General features: G+C 65.0%; 22 protein-coding genes. 14 read left to right on the top strand and 8 right to left on the bottom strand.

The genetic code is table 11. From position 1 onward, the window contains the following. Nucleotides 1-62 precede the first annotated feature (62 nt). A complete protein-coding gene (rseA, locus tag ACRCUN_RS16965) occupies nt 63-461 on the bottom strand; it encodes an anti-sigma E factor RseA (RefSeq protein ID WP_462142783.1) in 399 nt (132 codons plus the stop codon). Between the two features lie 77 nt (nt 462-538). After that, nucleotides 539-1,303: an RNA polymerase sigma factor SigE gene (gene sigE, locus ACRCUN_RS16970; RefSeq protein ID WP_462142784.1), complete on the bottom strand. Its 765-nt coding sequence runs from the start codon at nt 1,301-1,303 to the stop codon at nt 539-541. 176 nt (nt 1,304-1,479) lie between these two features. Here sigE and ACRCUN_RS16975 point away from each other — a divergent pair, with 176 nt between their 5' ends. From ACRCUN_RS16975 to ACRCUN_RS17000, 6 genes are all read left to right on the top strand, one after another. Beyond that, nucleotides 1,480-2,124 carry an O-methyltransferase gene (locus tag ACRCUN_RS16975; RefSeq protein ID WP_462142785.1) on the top strand — a complete coding sequence of 215 codons (645 nt, stop codon included), beginning with the start codon at nt 1,480-1,482 and terminating at the stop codon, nt 2,122-2,124. 105 nt (nt 2,125-2,229) lie between these two features. Then, nucleotides 2,230-2,904, top strand: a complete 675-nt coding sequence (locus ACRCUN_RS16980) for a TetR/AcrR family transcriptional regulator (RefSeq protein ID WP_462142786.1) — start codon at nt 2,230-2,232, stop codon at nt 2,902-2,904. A gap of 8 nt (nt 2,905-2,912) precedes the next feature. Continuing rightward, nucleotides 2,913-3,815 carry an ABC transporter ATP-binding protein gene (locus ACRCUN_RS16985; protein ID WP_462142787.1) on the top strand — a complete coding sequence of 301 codons (903 nt, stop codon included), beginning with the start codon at nt 2,913-2,915 and terminating at the stop codon, nt 3,813-3,815. A gap of 14 nt (nt 3,816-3,829) precedes the next feature. Then, on the top strand, nt 3,830-5,431 hold the full coding sequence (locus ACRCUN_RS16990; protein WP_462142919.1) for an ABC transporter permease: 1,602 nt from the start codon (nt 3,830-3,832) through the stop codon (nt 5,429-5,431). 17 nt (nt 5,432-5,448) lie between these two features. Further along, nucleotides 5,449-6,123 (top strand): methyltransferase family protein, encoded by a 675-nt coding sequence (locus tag ACRCUN_RS16995; RefSeq protein ID WP_462142788.1) that lies wholly within the window; start codon nt 5,449-5,451, stop codon nt 6,121-6,123. 31 nt (nt 6,124-6,154) lie between these two features. Further along, nucleotides 6,155-6,829, top strand: a complete 675-nt coding sequence (locus ACRCUN_RS17000) for a methyltransferase family protein (RefSeq protein WP_462142920.1) — start codon at nt 6,155-6,157, stop codon at nt 6,827-6,829. 1 nt (nt 6,830) lies between these two features. Here the strand turns inward: ACRCUN_RS17000 and ACRCUN_RS17005 are convergent, their stop codons facing one another. Further along, on the bottom strand, nt 6,831-7,400 hold the full coding sequence (locus ACRCUN_RS17005) for a TetR/AcrR family transcriptional regulator (protein WP_462142789.1): 570 nt from the start codon (nt 7,398-7,400) through the stop codon (nt 6,831-6,833). A 47-nt stretch (nt 7,401-7,447) separates the two neighbouring features. Between ACRCUN_RS17005 and ACRCUN_RS17010 the strand changes: the two genes are divergently transcribed. Genes ACRCUN_RS17010 through ACRCUN_RS17020 form a run of 3 tightly spaced genes read left to right on the top strand, consistent with a single transcriptional unit; the run spans nt 7,448 to nt 9,727 of the window. After that, on the top strand, nt 7,448-8,206 hold the full coding sequence (locus tag ACRCUN_RS17010; protein ID WP_462142790.1) for a class I SAM-dependent methyltransferase: 759 nt from the start codon (nt 7,448-7,450) through the stop codon (nt 8,204-8,206). Further along, nucleotides 8,203-9,063 carry a lysophospholipid acyltransferase family protein gene (locus tag ACRCUN_RS17015; RefSeq protein WP_462142791.1) on the top strand — a complete coding sequence of 287 codons (861 nt, stop codon included), beginning with the start codon at nt 8,203-8,205 and terminating at the stop codon, nt 9,061-9,063. The genes ACRCUN_RS17010 and ACRCUN_RS17015 overlap by 4 nt, the downstream gene beginning before the upstream one ends. A 43-nt stretch (nt 9,064-9,106) precedes the next feature. Beyond that, nucleotides 9,107-9,727: a DUF4126 domain-containing protein gene (locus ACRCUN_RS17020; protein WP_462142792.1), complete on the top strand. Its 621-nt coding sequence runs from the start codon at nt 9,107-9,109 to the stop codon at nt 9,725-9,727. 3 nt (nt 9,728-9,730) lie between these two features. On the opposite strand, the gene glgC is transcribed toward ACRCUN_RS17020, so the two are convergent. Beyond that, nucleotides 9,731-10,945: a glucose-1-phosphate adenylyltransferase gene (gene glgC / locus ACRCUN_RS17025; protein ID WP_462142793.1), complete on the bottom strand. Its 1,215-nt coding sequence runs from the start codon at nt 10,943-10,945 to the stop codon at nt 9,731-9,733. Nucleotides 10,946-11,096: 151 nt separating this feature from the next. On the opposite strand from glgC, the gene glgA reads away from it, so the two are divergent. Beyond that, nucleotides 11,097-12,260 carry a glycogen synthase gene (gene glgA / locus ACRCUN_RS17030; RefSeq protein ID WP_462142794.1) on the top strand — a complete coding sequence of 388 codons (1,164 nt, stop codon included), beginning with the start codon at nt 11,097-11,099 and terminating at the stop codon, nt 12,258-12,260. A 50-nt stretch (nt 12,261-12,310) separates the two neighbouring features. Here glgA and ACRCUN_RS17035 read toward each other — a convergent pair whose 3' ends face one another. From ACRCUN_RS17035 to ACRCUN_RS17045, 3 genes are all read right to left on the bottom strand, one after another. After that, the gene (locus ACRCUN_RS17035) at nt 12,311-12,478 is read right to left on the bottom strand and encodes a DUF3117 domain-containing protein (protein ID WP_003406247.1); all 168 of its coding nucleotides are present in this window, start codon (nt 12,476-12,478) and stop codon (nt 12,311-12,313) included. Nucleotides 12,479-12,646: 168 nt separating this feature from the next. After that, nucleotides 12,647-13,219, bottom strand: coding sequence for a DNA-3-methyladenine glycosylase I (locus ACRCUN_RS17040; protein WP_462142795.1), 573 nt, complete (start codon nt 13,217-13,219; stop codon nt 12,647-12,649). Then, a complete protein-coding gene (locus ACRCUN_RS17045) occupies nt 13,216-13,617 on the bottom strand; it encodes a DivIVA domain-containing protein (protein WP_462142796.1) in 402 nt (133 codons plus the stop codon). Before ACRCUN_RS17045 ends, ACRCUN_RS17040 begins: the two co-directional genes overlap by 4 nt. A 40-nt stretch (nt 13,618-13,657) precedes the next feature. Here ACRCUN_RS17045 and ACRCUN_RS17050 point away from each other — a divergent pair, with 40 nt between their 5' ends. Both ACRCUN_RS17050 and ACRCUN_RS17055 read left to right on the top strand, forming a co-directional pair. Next, nucleotides 13,658-14,116: a hypothetical protein gene (locus ACRCUN_RS17050; protein ID WP_462142797.1), complete on the top strand. Its 459-nt coding sequence runs from the start codon at nt 13,658-13,660 to the stop codon at nt 14,114-14,116. Then, nucleotides 14,113-14,982: a tyrosine-type recombinase/integrase gene (locus ACRCUN_RS17055; RefSeq protein WP_462142798.1), complete on the top strand. Its 870-nt coding sequence runs from the start codon at nt 14,113-14,115 to the stop codon at nt 14,980-14,982. Before ACRCUN_RS17050 ends, ACRCUN_RS17055 begins: the two co-directional genes overlap by 4 nt. 44 nt (nt 14,983-15,026) lie before the next feature. Here the strand turns inward: ACRCUN_RS17055 and ACRCUN_RS17060 are convergent, their stop codons facing one another. Continuing rightward, nucleotides 15,027-15,338, bottom strand: a complete 312-nt coding sequence (locus tag ACRCUN_RS17060) for a hypothetical protein (protein ID WP_462142799.1) — start codon at nt 15,336-15,338, stop codon at nt 15,027-15,029. Between the two features lie 30 nt (nt 15,339-15,368). Here ACRCUN_RS17060 and ACRCUN_RS17065 point away from each other — a divergent pair, with 30 nt between their 5' ends. Both ACRCUN_RS17065 and ACRCUN_RS17070 read left to right on the top strand, forming a co-directional pair. Next, nucleotides 15,369-15,590, top strand: coding sequence for a hypothetical protein (locus ACRCUN_RS17065; RefSeq protein ID WP_462142800.1), 222 nt, complete (start codon nt 15,369-15,371; stop codon nt 15,588-15,590). A 223-nt stretch (nt 15,591-15,813) separates the two neighbouring features. Beyond that, nucleotides 15,814-16,821, top strand: a complete 1,008-nt coding sequence (locus tag ACRCUN_RS17070; protein WP_462142801.1) for a hypothetical protein — start codon at nt 15,814-15,816, stop codon at nt 16,819-16,821. Nucleotides 16,822-16,835: the final 14 nt, after the last annotated feature.

The raw sequence follows: 16,835 nt of genomic DNA on the forward strand, positions 1-16,835 counted from the left end.
TATCGGAGCGCCCGCCCCAGCCAGGTCGGCCGGTGCTGGTCACTGATCGCCTTTGGTTCACCCTACCGGCGCTTGCGCCGGCCCCGCGTCGGGTCTTCAGCAAACTGAGATTTATCCGGCACGTCGGGTGGCGGCTGCGGAATGTGGTGCGGTATCTGCGACAACATTCCCAGCAAAGAATTCGGGATGGCGATCGGGCACGAGTCCCGCAACGCCGCCCGCGCCTGGCTCTGAGCGTCCACCTCAGCCGCACAGTCCGGACACAACGACAAGTGATGGGCGGCGCGCAGGTGCGCGCTCATCCGCAGCTCGCCGTCGACGAACGCGGCGATGGCCTCGATCGACAGGTGTTCGGTCGAGCCGAATTGGCGCGGCGCACCGACCGGGGCATCACTCTGCGACGCGAATTGCGCCGGTAGCCAGGAGAAAGCGCGACGGAACACATGTCCCGGGTCGACCATCACCCAGCTCCTCTCGGTACTCACAACGTCCTGTCCTGAATGTAGCGCGCGACGCTGTGTTCGACATCCGCCAACGCTCAGGCGGACTGAGCCGTTTCCGGTGAATGCTTCGCCAGATAGTCGCGCAGCGCCTGCCTACCCCGGTGAATACGGCTGCGCACCGTGCCAAGCTTGACGCCGAGCGTGGCGCCGATCTCCTCGTAGGACAGACCTTCGATGTCGCACAACACGACCGCAGCACGGAACTCCGGCGGCAGCGAGTCGAGCGCGGCCTGCAGATCCGCACCCAAGCGCGAGTCGTGGTAGATCTGCTCGGGGTTCGGGTCGTCGGCAGGCACCCGGTCGTAGTCCTCGGGCAGCGCCTCCATGCGGATACGTCCGCGGCGCCGCACCATGTCGAGGAACAGGTTGGTGGTGATGCGGTGCAACCAGCCCTCGAATGTGCCGGGCTGATAGTTCTGCACCGAGCGGAACACCCGGATGAACGTCTCCTGAGTCAGATCCTCGGCATCGTGCTGATTACCCGACAGTCGGTAGGCCAGCCGGTACACGCGGTCGGCGTGCTGGCGGACCAGTTCATCCCAGGACGGCATGGTCGCCTTGTCTCCGGTGGCGTCGAACACCGCGGTGCCGGTCAATTCGTCTGAGGGCTCCACCCAGTCTCCTTCGGTGAACTGCTCCAGATGTGCCATTGACACCGGGGCCGACTGGGCTGTGGTGATCTGCTGAGATGCGATGGTGGCGAGGTCCTCCTGCTCACAAATTTCACTTTGCTCAACACGACTGACAGTTTCGTTATTCCGATCGCGCTGCGCTGTGCGCCGGCGGCCGCCGTGTTCCATGGGAGATACCGTTCCCGATGCCGGTGTGGTTGGCATATGAGCAAACTGAACTTTCCCTGAGAAATCCGAGGATACGGCGTACAACCTGCAGAAACCAGCGATTATCGGGCGGCCTTCTGCCCTGGATGACGGGCGTGTCGCAACGTCGGCGCACCCGTCTGGCCTACGCTGCGGGCATGGTCAGCTCCGAACCCGGCCGCGCCGAGGCGATCGTCACCCACGCCGAACGGTCGATCTCGGAGGACGCGATCGTCGCCGCGGCCCGCGAACGCGCCGACGACATCGGTGCCGGGGCCGTCACACCGGCGGTCGGGGCGTTGCTGAGCGTGCTGGCCCGGATCACCGGCGGACGCGCCGTGGTGGAAGTGGGAACCGGTGCCGGCGTCAGCGGGCTGTGGTTGCTGTCCGGCATGCGTGACGACGGCGTGCTGACGACCATCGACGTCGAGCCCGAACACCAGCGCATCGCCAAACAGGGCTTCACCGAGGCCGGCGTCGGCCCGGGACGCACCCGGCTGATCAGCGGGCGGGCGCAAGAGGTGCTCACCCGGCTCGCCGACGAGTCCTACGACTTGGTGTTCATCGATGCCGACCCGATCGACCAACCACAATTCGTCGTGGAAGGTGTGCGACTGCTGCGATCCGGCGGCGCGATCGTGGTGCACCGCGCGGCGCTCGGCGGCCGCGCGGGCGACGCATCCGCCCGCGATGCGGAGGTCAACGCCGTGCGCGAGGCAGCCCGGTTGATCGCCGAGGACGAACGGCTCACCCCGGTGTTGATCCCGCTCGGAGACGGGCTGCTCGCCGCCGTTCGCGACTGACGCTCGCCGGTTTTCCGCGGAAGGTTGCCGGGAGCAAGATCTTTACGAATTCCTGACGGGTCACTCCCTTGACTGCCGACTGAACGAGTGTTTAGCGTACTAAACATGCGTTCAGTCGAAGATCGGACCGGGATCGCCCGAATCCGCGATTCCGCGATCGAGCAATTCGGGCAGCACGGATTCAGCGTCGGTCTGCGGACGATCGCCGACGCCGCGGGCGTCAGCGCGGCCCTGGTGATCCACCACTTCGGCTCCAAGGACGGCCTGCGCAAGGCGTGCGACGACTACGTCGCCGAGGTGATCCGCGAGGCCAAGTCGGAATCGCTGCAGACGGCCGATCCGGCGACCTGGCTGGCCCAGATGTCGGAGATCGAGACCTATGCACCGTTGATGGCCTACCTCGTGCGCAGCATGCAGTCGGGCAGTGACCTCGCCAAGACCTTCTGGCGCCGCATGGCCGACAACGCCGAGCAATACCTCGAAGAAGGGGTCAGGGCAGGCACGCTCAAGCCCAGTCGCGATCCGCGCGCACGGGCCAAGTACGTCGCGATCACCAACGGCGGCGGGTTCCTGCTGTATCTGCAGATGCATGACGACCCGACCGATCTGCGTGCGGTTCTGCGCGACTACGGCGAGGACATGGTGCTGCCCGCGCTCGAGCTCTACACCGAGGGCCTGCTGGCCGACTCCACGATGTACGACGCATTTCTGCGCCAGCGCGAACAAGGCATCCCGTTCAGCGCCCCCGCCGACGCGGCCGACAACAAGGAACCAGCGTGAGGACAACGATGACGAACCAGTCCGCAGCCGTCGAGATCCGCGGCCTGTCAAAGTCTTTCGGCCGCACGAAGGCGCTCGACGGGCTGAATCTGACCGTGTCACACGGCCACATCACCGGATTTCTCGGCCCCAACGGCGCGGGCAAGTCCACCACCATCCGGGTGCTGCTCGGGCTGCTGCGGGCCGAGCGCGGTACCGTGCGCCTACTCGGCGGCGATCCCTGGCATGACGCCGTCGCACTGCACCGCCGGATCGCTTATGTCCCAGGCGATGTCACGTTGTGGCCCAACCTCACCGGGCAGCAGGCCATCGACTTCCTGTGCCGGCTGCGCGGCAACGGCATCGACACGCGCAGGCGCGATCAGCTGATCGACCGTTTCGAACTCGATCCACACAAGAAGGCACGCACCTACTCGAAGGGCAACCGGCAGAAGGTCGCGATCGTCGCGGCATTCAGCTGCAACGCCGAGCTCTACATCCTCGATGAGCCGACATCGGGTCTCGACCCGTTGATGGAGCGAGCTTTTCAACAGTGTGTGACAGAGGTGGCCGAACGCGGCGCGGCTGTGCTGCTGTCGAGCCACATCCTGGCAGAGGTCGAAAAGCTGTGCGACAACGTCACGATCATCCGAGCGGGCCGTACGGTGCGTTCGGGCACGCTGGCCGAGTTGCGTCACCTGATGCGCACAACGGTCACCGCCCGGACCCGATCCGATGGCCGCTCGTTGCGCGACATCCCGTACGTCCACGACTTCAGCGCCGACGACGGCCAGGTCAGATTCTCGGTGGATCGCGGCGATCTCGAATTCGCCATGGAGCACCTGACCGACCTCGGCATCGAAGATCTCACCGTCACGCCCGCCTCGCTCGAAGACATGTTCCTGCGGGAATACCAGGGGGTCGCGCCGTGAGCGCAAGGGGCGCGGTGACGTCCCACCATCGGCGCCAGGCGACGGGGACCTCGCCGTTCACCGGCGTCGGTGGCCTACTGCGCCTGGCGATCCGGCGCGACCGCGTGCGGCTGACCGGGTGGATCGCGGTGCTGACGCTCATGATGGTGTACGCACCGAATGCGATACGGCTCGCCTATCCCGAGGAGCCACAGCGGCTCGCACGAGTCAACCTCCTCAAAACGCCGGCCGGAATGATGCTGGGCGGGCCCATGTTCGGCGTCAAGGAAACCGATCTCGGTGTGATGATGGCCAACGAGTTGATGCTCACGCTGATCATTGCCACGTCGATCCTGGCGATTCTCACCGTCATCCGCCATACCCGAGCCGAGGAGGAAAGCGGTGCAGCCGAACTCGTGCTGTCATCCGTGGTCGGGCGCTATGCCCGCACCGCGGCAGCGTTGATACTGGTCGGCGGTCTCAACGCGATCCTGGCACTGACGATGACGCTGGCCATGGCCTCGACGGGCTTCGGGCTTGGCGACACCGCGGGCATGTGCCTGGGTGTCACCGCCGTCGCCATGGTGTTCGGTGCGGTCGCCGCCGTGACCGCACAACTGTGGCGACAGGCCCGCACCGCGACCGGTGCGGCGATGGCCACCCTTGCCCTGGCCGCGCTTGTGCGCGGAGTCGGCGACGCCATCGACAACTCCGGCAGTGCGCTGAGTTGGTTCTCGCCGATCGCTTGGGCGCAGCAGATGCGTGCTTTCGTCGAATTACGCTGGTGGCCACTGGGACTGCTGGTCGGTCTTGCGGTCGGCCTGATGGCATTGGCGGGCTTGCTGGAGAGGCGCCGCCAATACGACGCCGGCACGATCCCGTCGACCGGAGAGCGTCCGAACGCACGCGAGATCAGGGGGCCGCTGAGCCTGCATCTGACCTTGCAGCGAGGCCAGACGGTCGGTTGGAGCATGGGCCTGTTCCTGGGCGGCCTCGCATTCGGATCGATGACCAAATCGCTCATGGACGCCGCGCGGGAGAACGAGCTCATCGCCCGGGTTTTCGCCGCACAGGGAAACGACGGCGTGTACACCACGATGACGCAGTTCCTCGCGGCCGCCGCGACCGCGTATGTGGTGGCCGCCGTTCTGCGGGTGTACGGCGACGAGCAGAACGGCCTCGGCGAGCCGGTGCTGGCCGGTGCGGTGTCGCGTTGGCACTGGCTGCTGGGCGCGGCGGTATCCGCCGTGATCGGGTCGATCATCCTGATGTTTTGCGCCGGGCTGGGCAACGGGCTGGGTGCCGGCCTGACACTCGGAGAACCCGCAACGATCGTGCGGTTGACGCTCGCCGGACTGGCCTACGTACCCGCGCTTGCCGTGATGGCCGCTGTCGCGGCGTTGGCCGTGGCGCTGCGTTCACCCTGGATCGGCTGGCTTGCAGTCACGTTCGTGATCATCGCGCTCTACCTCGGCGCCTTGCTCAGGCTGCCGCGCTGGCTGATCGACCTGTCGCCGGTCGGGCAGACCACCGTCCCGACGGACTTCCCGGTCGTGGCATTGATCGTGATGCTCGTGGTCGCAACGTTGACGGCGTTTTGCGCCGGGTGGATCTACCGCCGCCGCGACGCGGTGTGAACCCGAAGGGAGCAGAGGTGAAACTGGTACTTCAAGCGGTGGCGTCCGGAGTTTTCGGCCTGGTGTTCTTCGGGTTGGCGCTGTTCGGGCCGGCTGGCACGTTCGACTATTGGCAGGCTTGGGTTTTCATCGCTGTGTTCCTGATCGCCACCCTGGCGCCCAGCTTCTATCTGGCGCTCAAAGACCCTGCGGCGTTACGGCGACGCATGCAGGCGGGACCGATGGCCGAAACCCGGCTCGTGCAGAAGATCGCGATGTGGGCGATCGTCGTCGCAGTGCTCGCGGTGCTCATCGTCAGCGCCCTCGATCACCGCTTCGGCTGGTCGCAGGTACCGACCGAGGTCGTCATATTCGGCGACATCCTGGTGGCGGTGGGCCTCGTCCTCGCGCAGGCCGTGGTTTTCCAGAACAGCTTCGCCGGAGCCAGCATTCGCGTCGAGGACGAACAGCACGTCGTGTCAACGGGTCTGTACGGCCTGGTCCGGCATCCGATGTATCTCGGCGCCCTGTTGATGATGTTCGGCACTCCCCTCGCGTTGGGGTCCTACTGGGCCATGCTCGCGACCATCGCCTCGGCGCCGATCCTTGGCGTCCGCATCCGCGACGAGGAGAAGATGCTGCGCACCGAACTCGAGGGCTACGACGACTACACCCACAAGGTCCGGTATCGGCTGGTGCCGTACGTGTGGTGACGGCACGCACCGAGCAACGAGAAGAGGAATGATGAAAACGGGTATGCAAGCGCTCGGGTTCTCCCTTGTCGGATTCGTGGTGATCGCCGCGCTGCTGTTCGGCCCGGCAGGCACCCTGAACTACTGGCAGGCTTGGCTTTTCATCGCCGTGTTCGCCGTGTTGGGCACCGTCTACACGATCTATCTCGCCGTCAAGGAGCCTGAGGTGCTGCGACGGCGTATGCACTCGGGCCCGACCGCCGAAACCCGACCGGCGCAGAAGCTCATTGTCTTGGGCATCTATGTGTGGTTCTTCGGGGTCGCGGTACTCAGTGCCCTCGACCACCGCTTCGGGTGGTCGGATGTGCCGACGGCGGTGGCATTGCTCGGCGACGCCATGGTGGCGATCGGCCTGGGCATCACGATGCTCGTTGTCGTCCAGAACAGCTACGCCGCGGCCACCATCACAGTCGAGGCCGGCCAGCAGGTGGTGTCAACAGGGCTGTATGCGCTGGTGCGTCACCCGATGTACTTCGGCGCGCTGATCCTGATGATCGGATTGCCGATTGCGCTCGGCTCGTACTGGGGGCTGGTGCTGATCCTTCCCGGCGTGCCGGTCCTCGCGTTACGAATCCTCGATGAGGAGAAAGCGCTCAAGCGCGAACTCGCCGGGTACACCGAGTACACGCAGCAGGTGCGGTACCGATTGATGCCGTATGTGTGGTGACTCAGCTCGCGACGGCGACGATGCGGGCGGCCGCCTCGACCGCCGCGGCGCGGCGGCGCGAGATCACCGCCGGATCGTCGGTCACGGCGTCGGGGTGCGGTGACTGGGCCCACGCCAGTCCGATCGAGAACAGCAAGGCGAGCAGATCCGTTGAGTCCCAAGATGAGTCGACGTAGCCACCGGCCTGAGCGGCTTCGATGGCCGCGACCGCGTGTGCGGGGATGGGGTGCCCATCGGACTGCGGCTCGTCGAGCATGAACCCTTCCAGCTGAGCCCACATGATCATGCGGAGGTGTTCTGGCTTGCGCAGGCCGAGGTCGTAGACCTCGCCGACGAATTCGGGGACGGCCTCCGGACGCAGGGTGACCGAGCGGAAGAACTCCGCGCCGTCGGCGGCGAACACCTCCCGGAACAGCGTCTCTTTGTCGCCGAAGTGTGCGTAGAGCCGTTCCTTGCTCGCCTGCGCCGATCGTGCGATGCGGTCGATCCTGGCGCCGGCCAGCCCGTATTGCGCGAACTCGGATCGTGCCGCGGAGAAGATCTCCTCACGCAGCTCGGTCGTGGATCTCACAGGAGAATCATAACCAGACGAACTAGTTCGTTCGGTACGGTGTAGGCATGACCGTTTCAGAAATCGCCCGGATGCCGCGAGGCGGACCCGATGCGTCATGGCTCGACCGGCGGTTGCAAACCGATGCGCTGGAGTACCTCGACCGCGACGACGTCGGTGATGACATCAAGCAGAAGGTGATCGCCGGCCTCGATCGCATGGGCACCCGCACGCAGCAGCACGACAAGAACGCCCGCATCGCAGTGGATCTCGTGTCCGACATCCCCAATCCGCGCATCCTCGAGTTGGGCGCCGGCCACGGCAAGCTCTCCGCCCGCATCTTGGAGTTGCATCCGACCGCGACCGTGACGGTCAGCGATCTTGACCCGACGTCGGTGGCCAACGTCGCCGCCGGCGCACTCGGCGCCGACCCGAGGGTGACCACCCGGGTCGTCGACGCAACCGCCATAGACGACGAGGACGACAGCTTCGACCTGGTGGTCTTCGCCCTAGCTTTCCACCACCTCCCGCCCGCGGTCGCGTTCCGGGCTATCGCGGAAGCCACCCGGGTCGGCAAGCAATTCCTCGTCATCGACGTCAAACGACCGCGACCCGTGGGGCTGCTCCTGACGCTGGCGGTCATGGCGCCGTTCGCACTCGTGAAACCGGTCGTCCACGACGGATTCATCAGCACGCTGCGGTCATACAGCCGCTCGGCCTTCATCGCCTTAGGCAAGGCCGCCGACCCACAGATGCGCATCCGGTTCCTGCCGCAGGCGTTCCGGCTCGGACCCACTCCAACGGTCGTGGTGTTCTCGCGACCATGACTGTCACGAAGATCGATGCGATCATGAAGCCCCCCAGCCACATCCAGGTCATGCGGCGAGCCGTGGAGACCGTCGCCGACGGCATCGAACCGCTGGTCGACCTGTACCGGCCCTACGTGGACGGACTACACAATCTGCCCCGCGACGGCCGATTTCTGTTGGTGGGCAACCACACCCAGTTCGGAGCGGAAGCACTGTTGGTTCCCTACGTGGTGCGCCGCGAGATCGGCATGCGGGTGCGGCCGTTGGCCGACCGCAGATTCGGCGACATGCCGCGGCCGGCAGGAGATCTGCTGGCCGCGTGCGGCGCCGTGGTCGGAGCACCGGAGAGTGCGAGGGAACTCATGCGCCACGACGAGCCGATCCTGGTGTTCCCCGGTGGCGGCCGCGAGATCCCGAAATTCAAAGGCGAGCAGTACACGTTGCGCTGGGAGGGCCGCGAAGGATTCGCGCGCATCGCCGCCGAGCACGGGTATCCGATCGTTCCGGTCGCACTCGTCGGCGGCGACGACGTCTACGTGAGTATGACGACGCGTGACCATTGGCTGGGCCGGCTCAGCCAGACGGTCAGCGAGAAGCTGTCGGGCCGAACCGACATGGCGATGCCGCTGTTGCGCGGTGTGGGCCCGACCCTGATCCCACGGCCGCAACGCATGTATGTCCGGTTCGCGGCTCCCATCGATACGACGAAGCCGCCGCGAGCGTCGGCCCAGAGATGGGCCGCCACGGTAAAAAAGCACACCAAGGAATCCCTGGAAAAGAGCCTCGCTGAGTTGCTCAAGATTCGCCGTGACGATCCGTACCGCGAACTGAACCCGTTGGCGTGGCGCAACGCGACGCGACCCACCACATCGTAGAAAGTGCCGAACCAGCAACCCCACCCGTGCCCATAATGGCCGTGTGGAACTGCTGACCGGCTTCGGGCTGGCCACGGCAGCGGGATTGAATGCCTACATCCCGTTGCTGGCGCTCGGCCTGTTGTCCCGGTTCACCGATCTGGTGTCGCTGCCTGCGGGCTGGGCCTGGCTGGAGAACGGCTGGGTGATGGCCATCGTGGCGGTGCTGCTCGTGATCGAGGTCGTCGCCGACAAGATCCCCGCCCTCGACACCGTCAACGACACGATTCAGACGTTCGTGCGGCCCACCGCGGGCGGCATCGTGTTCGGCTCGGGCACGGCATCCCAAACCGCGGCGGTAACCGACCCGGGGGCATTCGCCCAATCCGGTCAATGGGTTCCGGTGGCGATCGGCGTGGTCACCGCGCTGGTGGTGTCGCTGACGAAATCGGCGGTGCGGCCCGCGGCCAACGTCGCCTCGGCGGGCATGGCCGCGCCGGTGTTGTCCACGGTCGAGGACGTCACCAGCATCGGGCTCGTGTTCGTCGCGATCTTGGTGCCGATCCTCGTCCTGGTGGCACTGCTGGCCCTGGCGTGGGGTGTGTTCCGGCTGTGGCGATGGCGAAGGCGCCGTGCGGAGGCGAAGACCGCGGCCCCGGCCGCACCGGTCGACTCGTGGGAGTGAGTCTCAGATCCACACACCCTTGCCGACGGCTACGACGCCGCCCGCACTGATCGCGAAGCGCTCACGGTCCTTGTCGAGATCCACCCCGACCATCTCCCCCGGGCCGACGACGACGTTCTTGTCCAGAATCGCGTGCCGCACCACCGCGCCCCGGCCCACCCGCACACCGGGCATCAGCACGCTGCCTTCGACGATGGCGCCGTCGTCGATCACGACGTTGGACGACAGCACTGAATTGCGCACGGACGCCGCCGAGATGATGCTCCCGGCGCCCACGACGGATTCTTGAGCCGAGCCCCCGTTGACGAACTTGGCCGGTGCGAGGTTCTCCGACTCACCCCGGATCGGCCAACGCTTGTTGTACAGGTTGAACACCGGATGCACCGAAACCAGATCCATGTGTGCGTCGTAGAACGCGTCGAGGGTCCCGACGTCGCGCCAGTAACCGTGATCGCGCTCGGTGGCGCCAGGCACCTCGTTGTTCTTGAAGTCGTACACCGCGGCCATCCCATCGGAGACCAGCCTCGGGATGATGTCGCCACCCATGTCGTGATCGGAATGGTCGTCGTCGGCATCGGCACGGATCGCGTCGATGAGAACCTTCGTCGTGAAGATGTAGTTGCCCATCGAGACGAACGTCTGCTCGGGATCGTCCGGTGTTCCCGGCGGATCGGCCGGCTTCTCGATGAAGCCGCGGATACGGCCCGACTCGTCGGAGTCGATGCAGCCGAACGCGCTCGCCTCCGCGCGCGGCACCCGGATACCGGCGACGGTCGCGCCCGCACCGCTCTCGATGTGGAACTGCAGCATCTGCTCGGGATCCATGCGGTACACGTGATCGGCACCGAAGATGATGATGTAGTCCGGGTCTTCGTCGTAGATCAGGTTGAGCGACTGATAGATGGCGTCAGCGGAGCCGGTGTACCACCGCGGGCCCAACCGTTGCTGCGCGGGCACTGGGGTGATGTATTCACCGGCCAGGCCCGACAGTCGCCAGTTCTGGCTGATGTGACGGTCGAGTGAATGCGACTTGTATTGCGTGAGAACGCAGATTCGCAGATACCGGGCATTCACCAGGTTGGACAGCACGAAATCGATCAGTCGGTAGGCGCCACCGAAGGGAACCGCGGGCTTGGCGCGATCCGCCGTCAACGGGTACAGCCGCTTGCCCTCTCCGCCGGCCAGGACAATGCCCAGCACATGTGGCAACTCCCTCATGAATCAAACCTATCCGCCAGCCACCACCGGGGCTAGCCAATGACACGATTGGTCAACGGCCTTGCCGTCAAGTTGCTTGGGGTGATGAACAACTCCGCAAACGTTGTCCACAAGCATGCGTCTTCGCGAAGCGACCACTACCGTTCCAGATATGCGGGTGGCCATGATGACTCGGGAGTATCCACCCGAGGTTTACGGCGGTGCTGGGGTTCACGTGACCGAGCTCGTCGCTCAATTGCGTCACCTGTGCGAAGTCGACGTTCATTGCATGGGCGCCCCGCGCGACGGGGTGTTCGTGGCCCAGCCCGATCCGGCGCTGCGCGGCGCCAACGCGGCACTGTCGACGCTGTCGGCGGACCTCAACATGGTCAACAACGCCGCAGAGGCGACCGTGGTGCACTCCCACACCTGGTACTCCGGAATGGCCGGCCACCTGACTGCGCTGCTCTACGGCATCCCCCATGTGCTCACCGCGCATTCGCTCGAACCGCTGCGGCCGTGGAAGGCCGAACAGCTCGGCGGCGGGTATCGGGTGTCGTCGTGGGTCGAGCGCACCGCGATCGAGGCCGCTGACGCGGTGATCGCGGTGAGTGCGGGCATGCGCGACGACGTCCTGCACACGTATCCGGCGCTGGACCCCAGTCGGGTGCATGTGGTGCGCAATGGGATCGACACCGACGTCTGGTACCCGGCGCCCCCGGTGCCAGGTGACTCGGTTCTGGCCGAACTGGGCGTCGATCTGAACAGGCCGATCGTGGCGTTCGTCGGACGCATCACCCGTCAGAAAGGCGTGGCCCACCTCGTCGCCGCTGCACACAAGTTCAGCGCCGACGTGCAATTGGTGTTGTGCGCAGGCGCTCCCGACACACCAGAGATCGCCGCCGAAGTGTCCTCTGCGGTGCAGGATCTCGCCCGCGCCCGCACCGGCGTGTTCTGGGTGCGAGAGATGCTGCCGATCAACAAGATCCGCGAAATACTCTCGGCTGCAACCGTTTTCGTCTGCCCATCGGTGTACGAACCGCTCGGAATCGTCAACCTCGAGGCGATGGCGTGCAGCACACCGGTCGTGGCCTCCGATGTCGGTGGCATTCCGGAGGTCGTGGCCGATCATCAAACCGGTCTGTTGGTGCACTACGACGCGAACGACCCGGAGTTCTACGAGACGCGGCTCGCCGACGCCGTCAACTCGCTGGTGGCCGAACCCCAAACGGCACGCAAGTACGGCGAGGCCGGACGCCAGCGGTGCATCGAGGAATTCTCCTGGGCACACATCGCCGAGCAGACTTTGGAGATTTATCGCAAGGTGTCCGCATAGCGGACTCCGGCGCGGCCCGTGCGATGCTGCACGCTGCCGCGCCGGATTGACTAGCTGGTTACGCCCTTGAGTTCGTCGCCGAGGGCAGCCGCCTCGTCCGGAGTCAGCTCAACGACGAGACGTCCACCGCCTTCCAGCGGTACCCGCATCACGATCCCTCGCCCCTCCTTGGTTGCTTCCAGTGGACCGTCGCCAGTCCGGGGCTTCATCGCCGCCATCGAGTGCTCCCTCCAACTGAGCCGGTCCGCTTCAGCGGGCCAGGTCGGGGCCGACGCCGCCCACTCGTTGGCGGCACCCGGCACTGAACTGCTTCTGAACTAGCCCTATTCTTCCCTATCCACGTCAATGGGTGTGCAAAGACCCGTCTAAGGCCGACGGCGTGGCGGCTATCCGGCCGCCGGAACCCAGCACGAGGCGATGTGGTCGTCGACCATTCCGGTGGCCTGCATCAACGCATATGCCGTCGTCGGACCGACGAATTTGAAGCCGCGGCGTTTGAGTTCTTTGGCCATGGCCTTCGACTCGTCGGTCACCGCAGGCACCTGCGACAGATCAGCGGGGCGGGGACGCGGAGGCGGCGCGAACGACCACAGCAGCTCGCCCAGGTCCACGTCGAGGTCGGCGACTGCCCTGGCGTTGGCGATCGTGGCCTCAACCTTCGCGCGGTTCCGCACGATGCCGGTGTCGGCCATCAGTCGCCCGACGTCGGCGTCGGTGTAGCGAGCGACCAGCTCGGCATCGAACCCGTCGAACGCGCGGCGGAAATTCTCCCGCTTGCGCAGGATGGTCAGCCACGACAAACCGCTCTGGAACGCCTCGAGGCTGACCCGCTCGAACAGCGCCGTGGAATCGCGCAGCGGGCGACCCCATTCGGTGTCGTGGTAGTCGCGATACAGCGTGTCGCCTGCCTTGGCCGACTGGACCGCCCAACCGCATCGCGTCTTGCCGTCGTCGGTCACGACGGCTCGTCGGTGCTAGTTCGAATCTGGCCGGCGGTGGCCGACACCTCGACATCGTCGGGATCGTCGGGATCGTCGGGATCGTCTACGTCCTCGTCGTCGGCGATTCCGTAGGCCGCGCGGACGGCCGCCAGCTCACCGCGCAGCGCGTCGAGCTCGGTGCCCAGCCGGTCCAGCACCCAGTCGACCTCGCTGGTCTTGTATCCCCGCAGCGTCTGGCTGAACTTGAGGGCCTCCACGTCCTCGCCGGTGACGCCCGAGGCGGGCAGCACCGTTGCGGTGGTCCCCCGCGGCAACGGCGGCAGCGTCTCGCCACGGCCGAAGATGACGCTGCCAAGGCCGAACAGCACGGTGGCGACCAGAACCAGGACCACCAGGTACAGCAGTATCAGTGTCACTGCAAACCTCACGCAATCACAGAGGAAGGCATATTCATCAATGACTACTATCCCCGACGACACTGCGGCCGGCTGGCGCGACCTCGCCGACCAACTCACACCCGAACAGATCGCCCGGCTTGAGCGCGTCGAACATTTGGAACTGCCCGCCTCGGACGGCGGCCGCGCCTGGTTGCTGCTCGACCAAGCTCGCGAGCACGCCCGAGGCAACCTCGCCGACGCGGCGCGCTTCGGTCACGTTGCCCGGCCAATTGGCGCCGCCTACGTGTGGCACTGGGAGCAGGACGAGCGCAGCCAGTGGTTCCGGCAGTTCGACGGCACCCGCCGCGTGGCCGGTGGATTCAGTGTGTCGATTGATGGTCGGCAGTACCCGGACGGTTCGGTGTTCCGGACGATCGCTGTGCAAGGTGACGAACGGGAAGAGTTCGACCTGGCCGGCGCCCGGCAATTCGCCGCCGAGCTTATCGCGGCTGCGGACGAGATCGAGGGTGTCCGGTGAGCGCTCCGAAGCGTGGCAGGTTGCCCGCGACGGTGATCACCTGGGACATGCTCATCGCCGACTACGCGGCATGGCTCAGCGGGGTAGGCCGATCGCCGGAGACGATCAAGCTGCGCAAAAGCCAATTGAGACAGGTTGCTCAAGAGGTCGGTGGTCACCCCAACGCCGTTACTGAGGATGACCTGGTGACGTGGTTCGGCTGCTACGCGGATTGGAGCTTGGAGACACGTCGCAGCTACCGGGCCGCGATCTGCGGGTTCTTCCAGTGGACGTATGCGATGGGACGGACTACGGCGAACCCGACAACCGAGTTGCCTAGGCTACCTTCGCCGACCGCGGCGCCGAGGCCTGCCGATGACCTTGCGTGGCAAGAAGCGTTGGCCGCGGCCGACTTACGGGTGACACTGATGTTGCGTCTGGCCGCTGAGGCTGGCCTCCGGCGCGGTGAGGTTGCCAAGGTTCACACCCGCGATCTGATCGACTCGGCCGCGGGCCCGCAGTTGGTTGTCCACGGCAAGGGCGCCAATAGGCGCATAGTTCCACTCGGTCAGGGACTGGCTGAACTGATCCGGCTCGGAGCGGCCGGCCACACCCCGGGCGCCCCGCAGACCGGCTGGCTATTCCCAGACGGATTCAACGGGCATATCACGGCCCGGTGGGTCGGCACGATGGTGAGTCGGGTACTGCCGGAAGGCGTCACCATGCACATGCTGCGTCACCGCTTCGCCACACGCGCCTACCGCGGCTCACGGAACATCAGGGCGGTACAACAGCTGCTCGGACACGCCAGTGTCGCGACGACGGAGCGATACACGGCGGTGAACGACGATGAGATGCGGGCGGCGATGATGGCCGCAATGAACTGAAACAGTAACGACGGCCACCGGGGCGCTTGCCTCGGTGGCCGCTGTCATTCGATGCCGACGATCTGGAACAGGTAGAAGCCAGGGCGCTCGGTGATAGTCCAAATCCCCCCGCCGGCCTCCATCACATCCGATTTCAGCGTGATGCTGTGCTCATGTTGGCTGTACGACAGCGTCTTTGACTTCACACGGAACGGAACATCTTCCCGGCCATCAGGCATTGGGAAAAGCACAGTCATGCCAGGCTCGACCTGCTCGATCGCTATTTGTATCGTTCGGTATTGAGGCATGAAATAACCGTAATGCCACGATTCAGCAACCAGCCGGAATTCGTTGCCGATCTTGGCCGGTGTCGGCACAGACGGAAGTCACACGGTTTGATAGAAGGTATGAGCGATAGCGATGTCGACGCCTGGCTCGACGGTCTCGACGTTGACCCGGCCGCCGGACGCGATACCCGGTACATGCGCCGGATCGCTGCGGCCCGGACCGAAGCCGAACTCGAGGCTGCTGTCGCCGATGCCCGCGCGGCCGGCGACACTTGGGCGATGGTCGGCACGGCGCTCGGCATCAGTCGCCAGGCCGCACATCAGCGATTTGGGAGCGACTGAGAGCTCCGACAGCACACTTTTGGTGCTCATGTGACTGGTGGTGTGACCGGGCGCGACACGATTGCGACACGCGGTGTGACACACCCGGTAATGCTGGCTTCCCCCACTAACGTTTGCGGCCTATGCAAACCAGCGTGTCGGAACCGCCGCAAACTTCCAGGCACGATTTAATTGACGAGAGTCCTGTGCTTGAGAGGGTTGGTCGCCGGTGCCCAATTATGGTGTGCGGTTCTACAAGGCGGAACTCTTCCCCGGCCGAAAGCTGAAAGCGATCAACTTCGAAGAAACCGACGAGAAAACCAGCAAGGTATGGCGCTACGGCGACCACCTCAGTGCCGTATTGGCCCGCTTCAAAGAGACACAGGTTCGTGGATTCCCTCGGTCACCAGATGCCGCCGCAGAGACCGCCGAAGATATTCGCAAGAAAACTACCGTCATCTTCAATGACGTCACTCCGCTTGGGTCAGCTGGGATTACGGCCGAATTCCGTGTCGGGCGTTCGGATGACTACGATCGCGCCTATCCCGCACCTGACACAGGCCAGACTGAGTACGTCGACCTTGTGGGCTATTCACCCACCAGGCCGTACCGCGCAGCGCTCCTACTGCCCAACTCGGGCACCATTGGGATCCTGGCCGTCGAAGCGATCGGCCGCGCCTGTCCGTATGAGTTCTTCACGCGGTGGGTCAGCAACTGGTCCCGAGAACATCAGACAATCCTGGACACCGAGAACCCCCTCGGCGAAGACAAAGTGCGGCCCTGGTGGCGACTCAAAGCCACACCACTTGGCAGCCGAGACCAATTGAATGTGTTCCTCGAAGGCGGCGACCCGCAAGAACTAGTGCTGCTGAAGCACTACTACGACAGCGAGCGCAACGAGCGACATGAACGATTTCGGCTGACAGCAAAGGTGGGTGTGACCGAACGGTTTTGGGCTCGGAAAAAGCTTGATGACGTACTAGAGATCGAGTCCGATGCTGCATTCGCACAACAGCTTGCCGACAGCTACGGCAACACCGTCGAACAGCTAGACATCGATGACGGCTACCTCGTCGTGAAGACTCCCGCCGGAATCGTCAAGAAAATCAGCCCGTCACGGCTGCCCGAAGTCTTCACTTACCCGGTGTCGGACAGCAGACCTACACTGAGTGAGTTCAAGGCAGCGGTGAAGACTCAGGGGATAGCCTTAGCGAAGGTCATCGATGCGAAGGTAGATTTCGCCTCCTGGTGAAATGCACGATTGGG

The organism is Mycobacterium venezuelense (genome assembly GCF_054919535.1).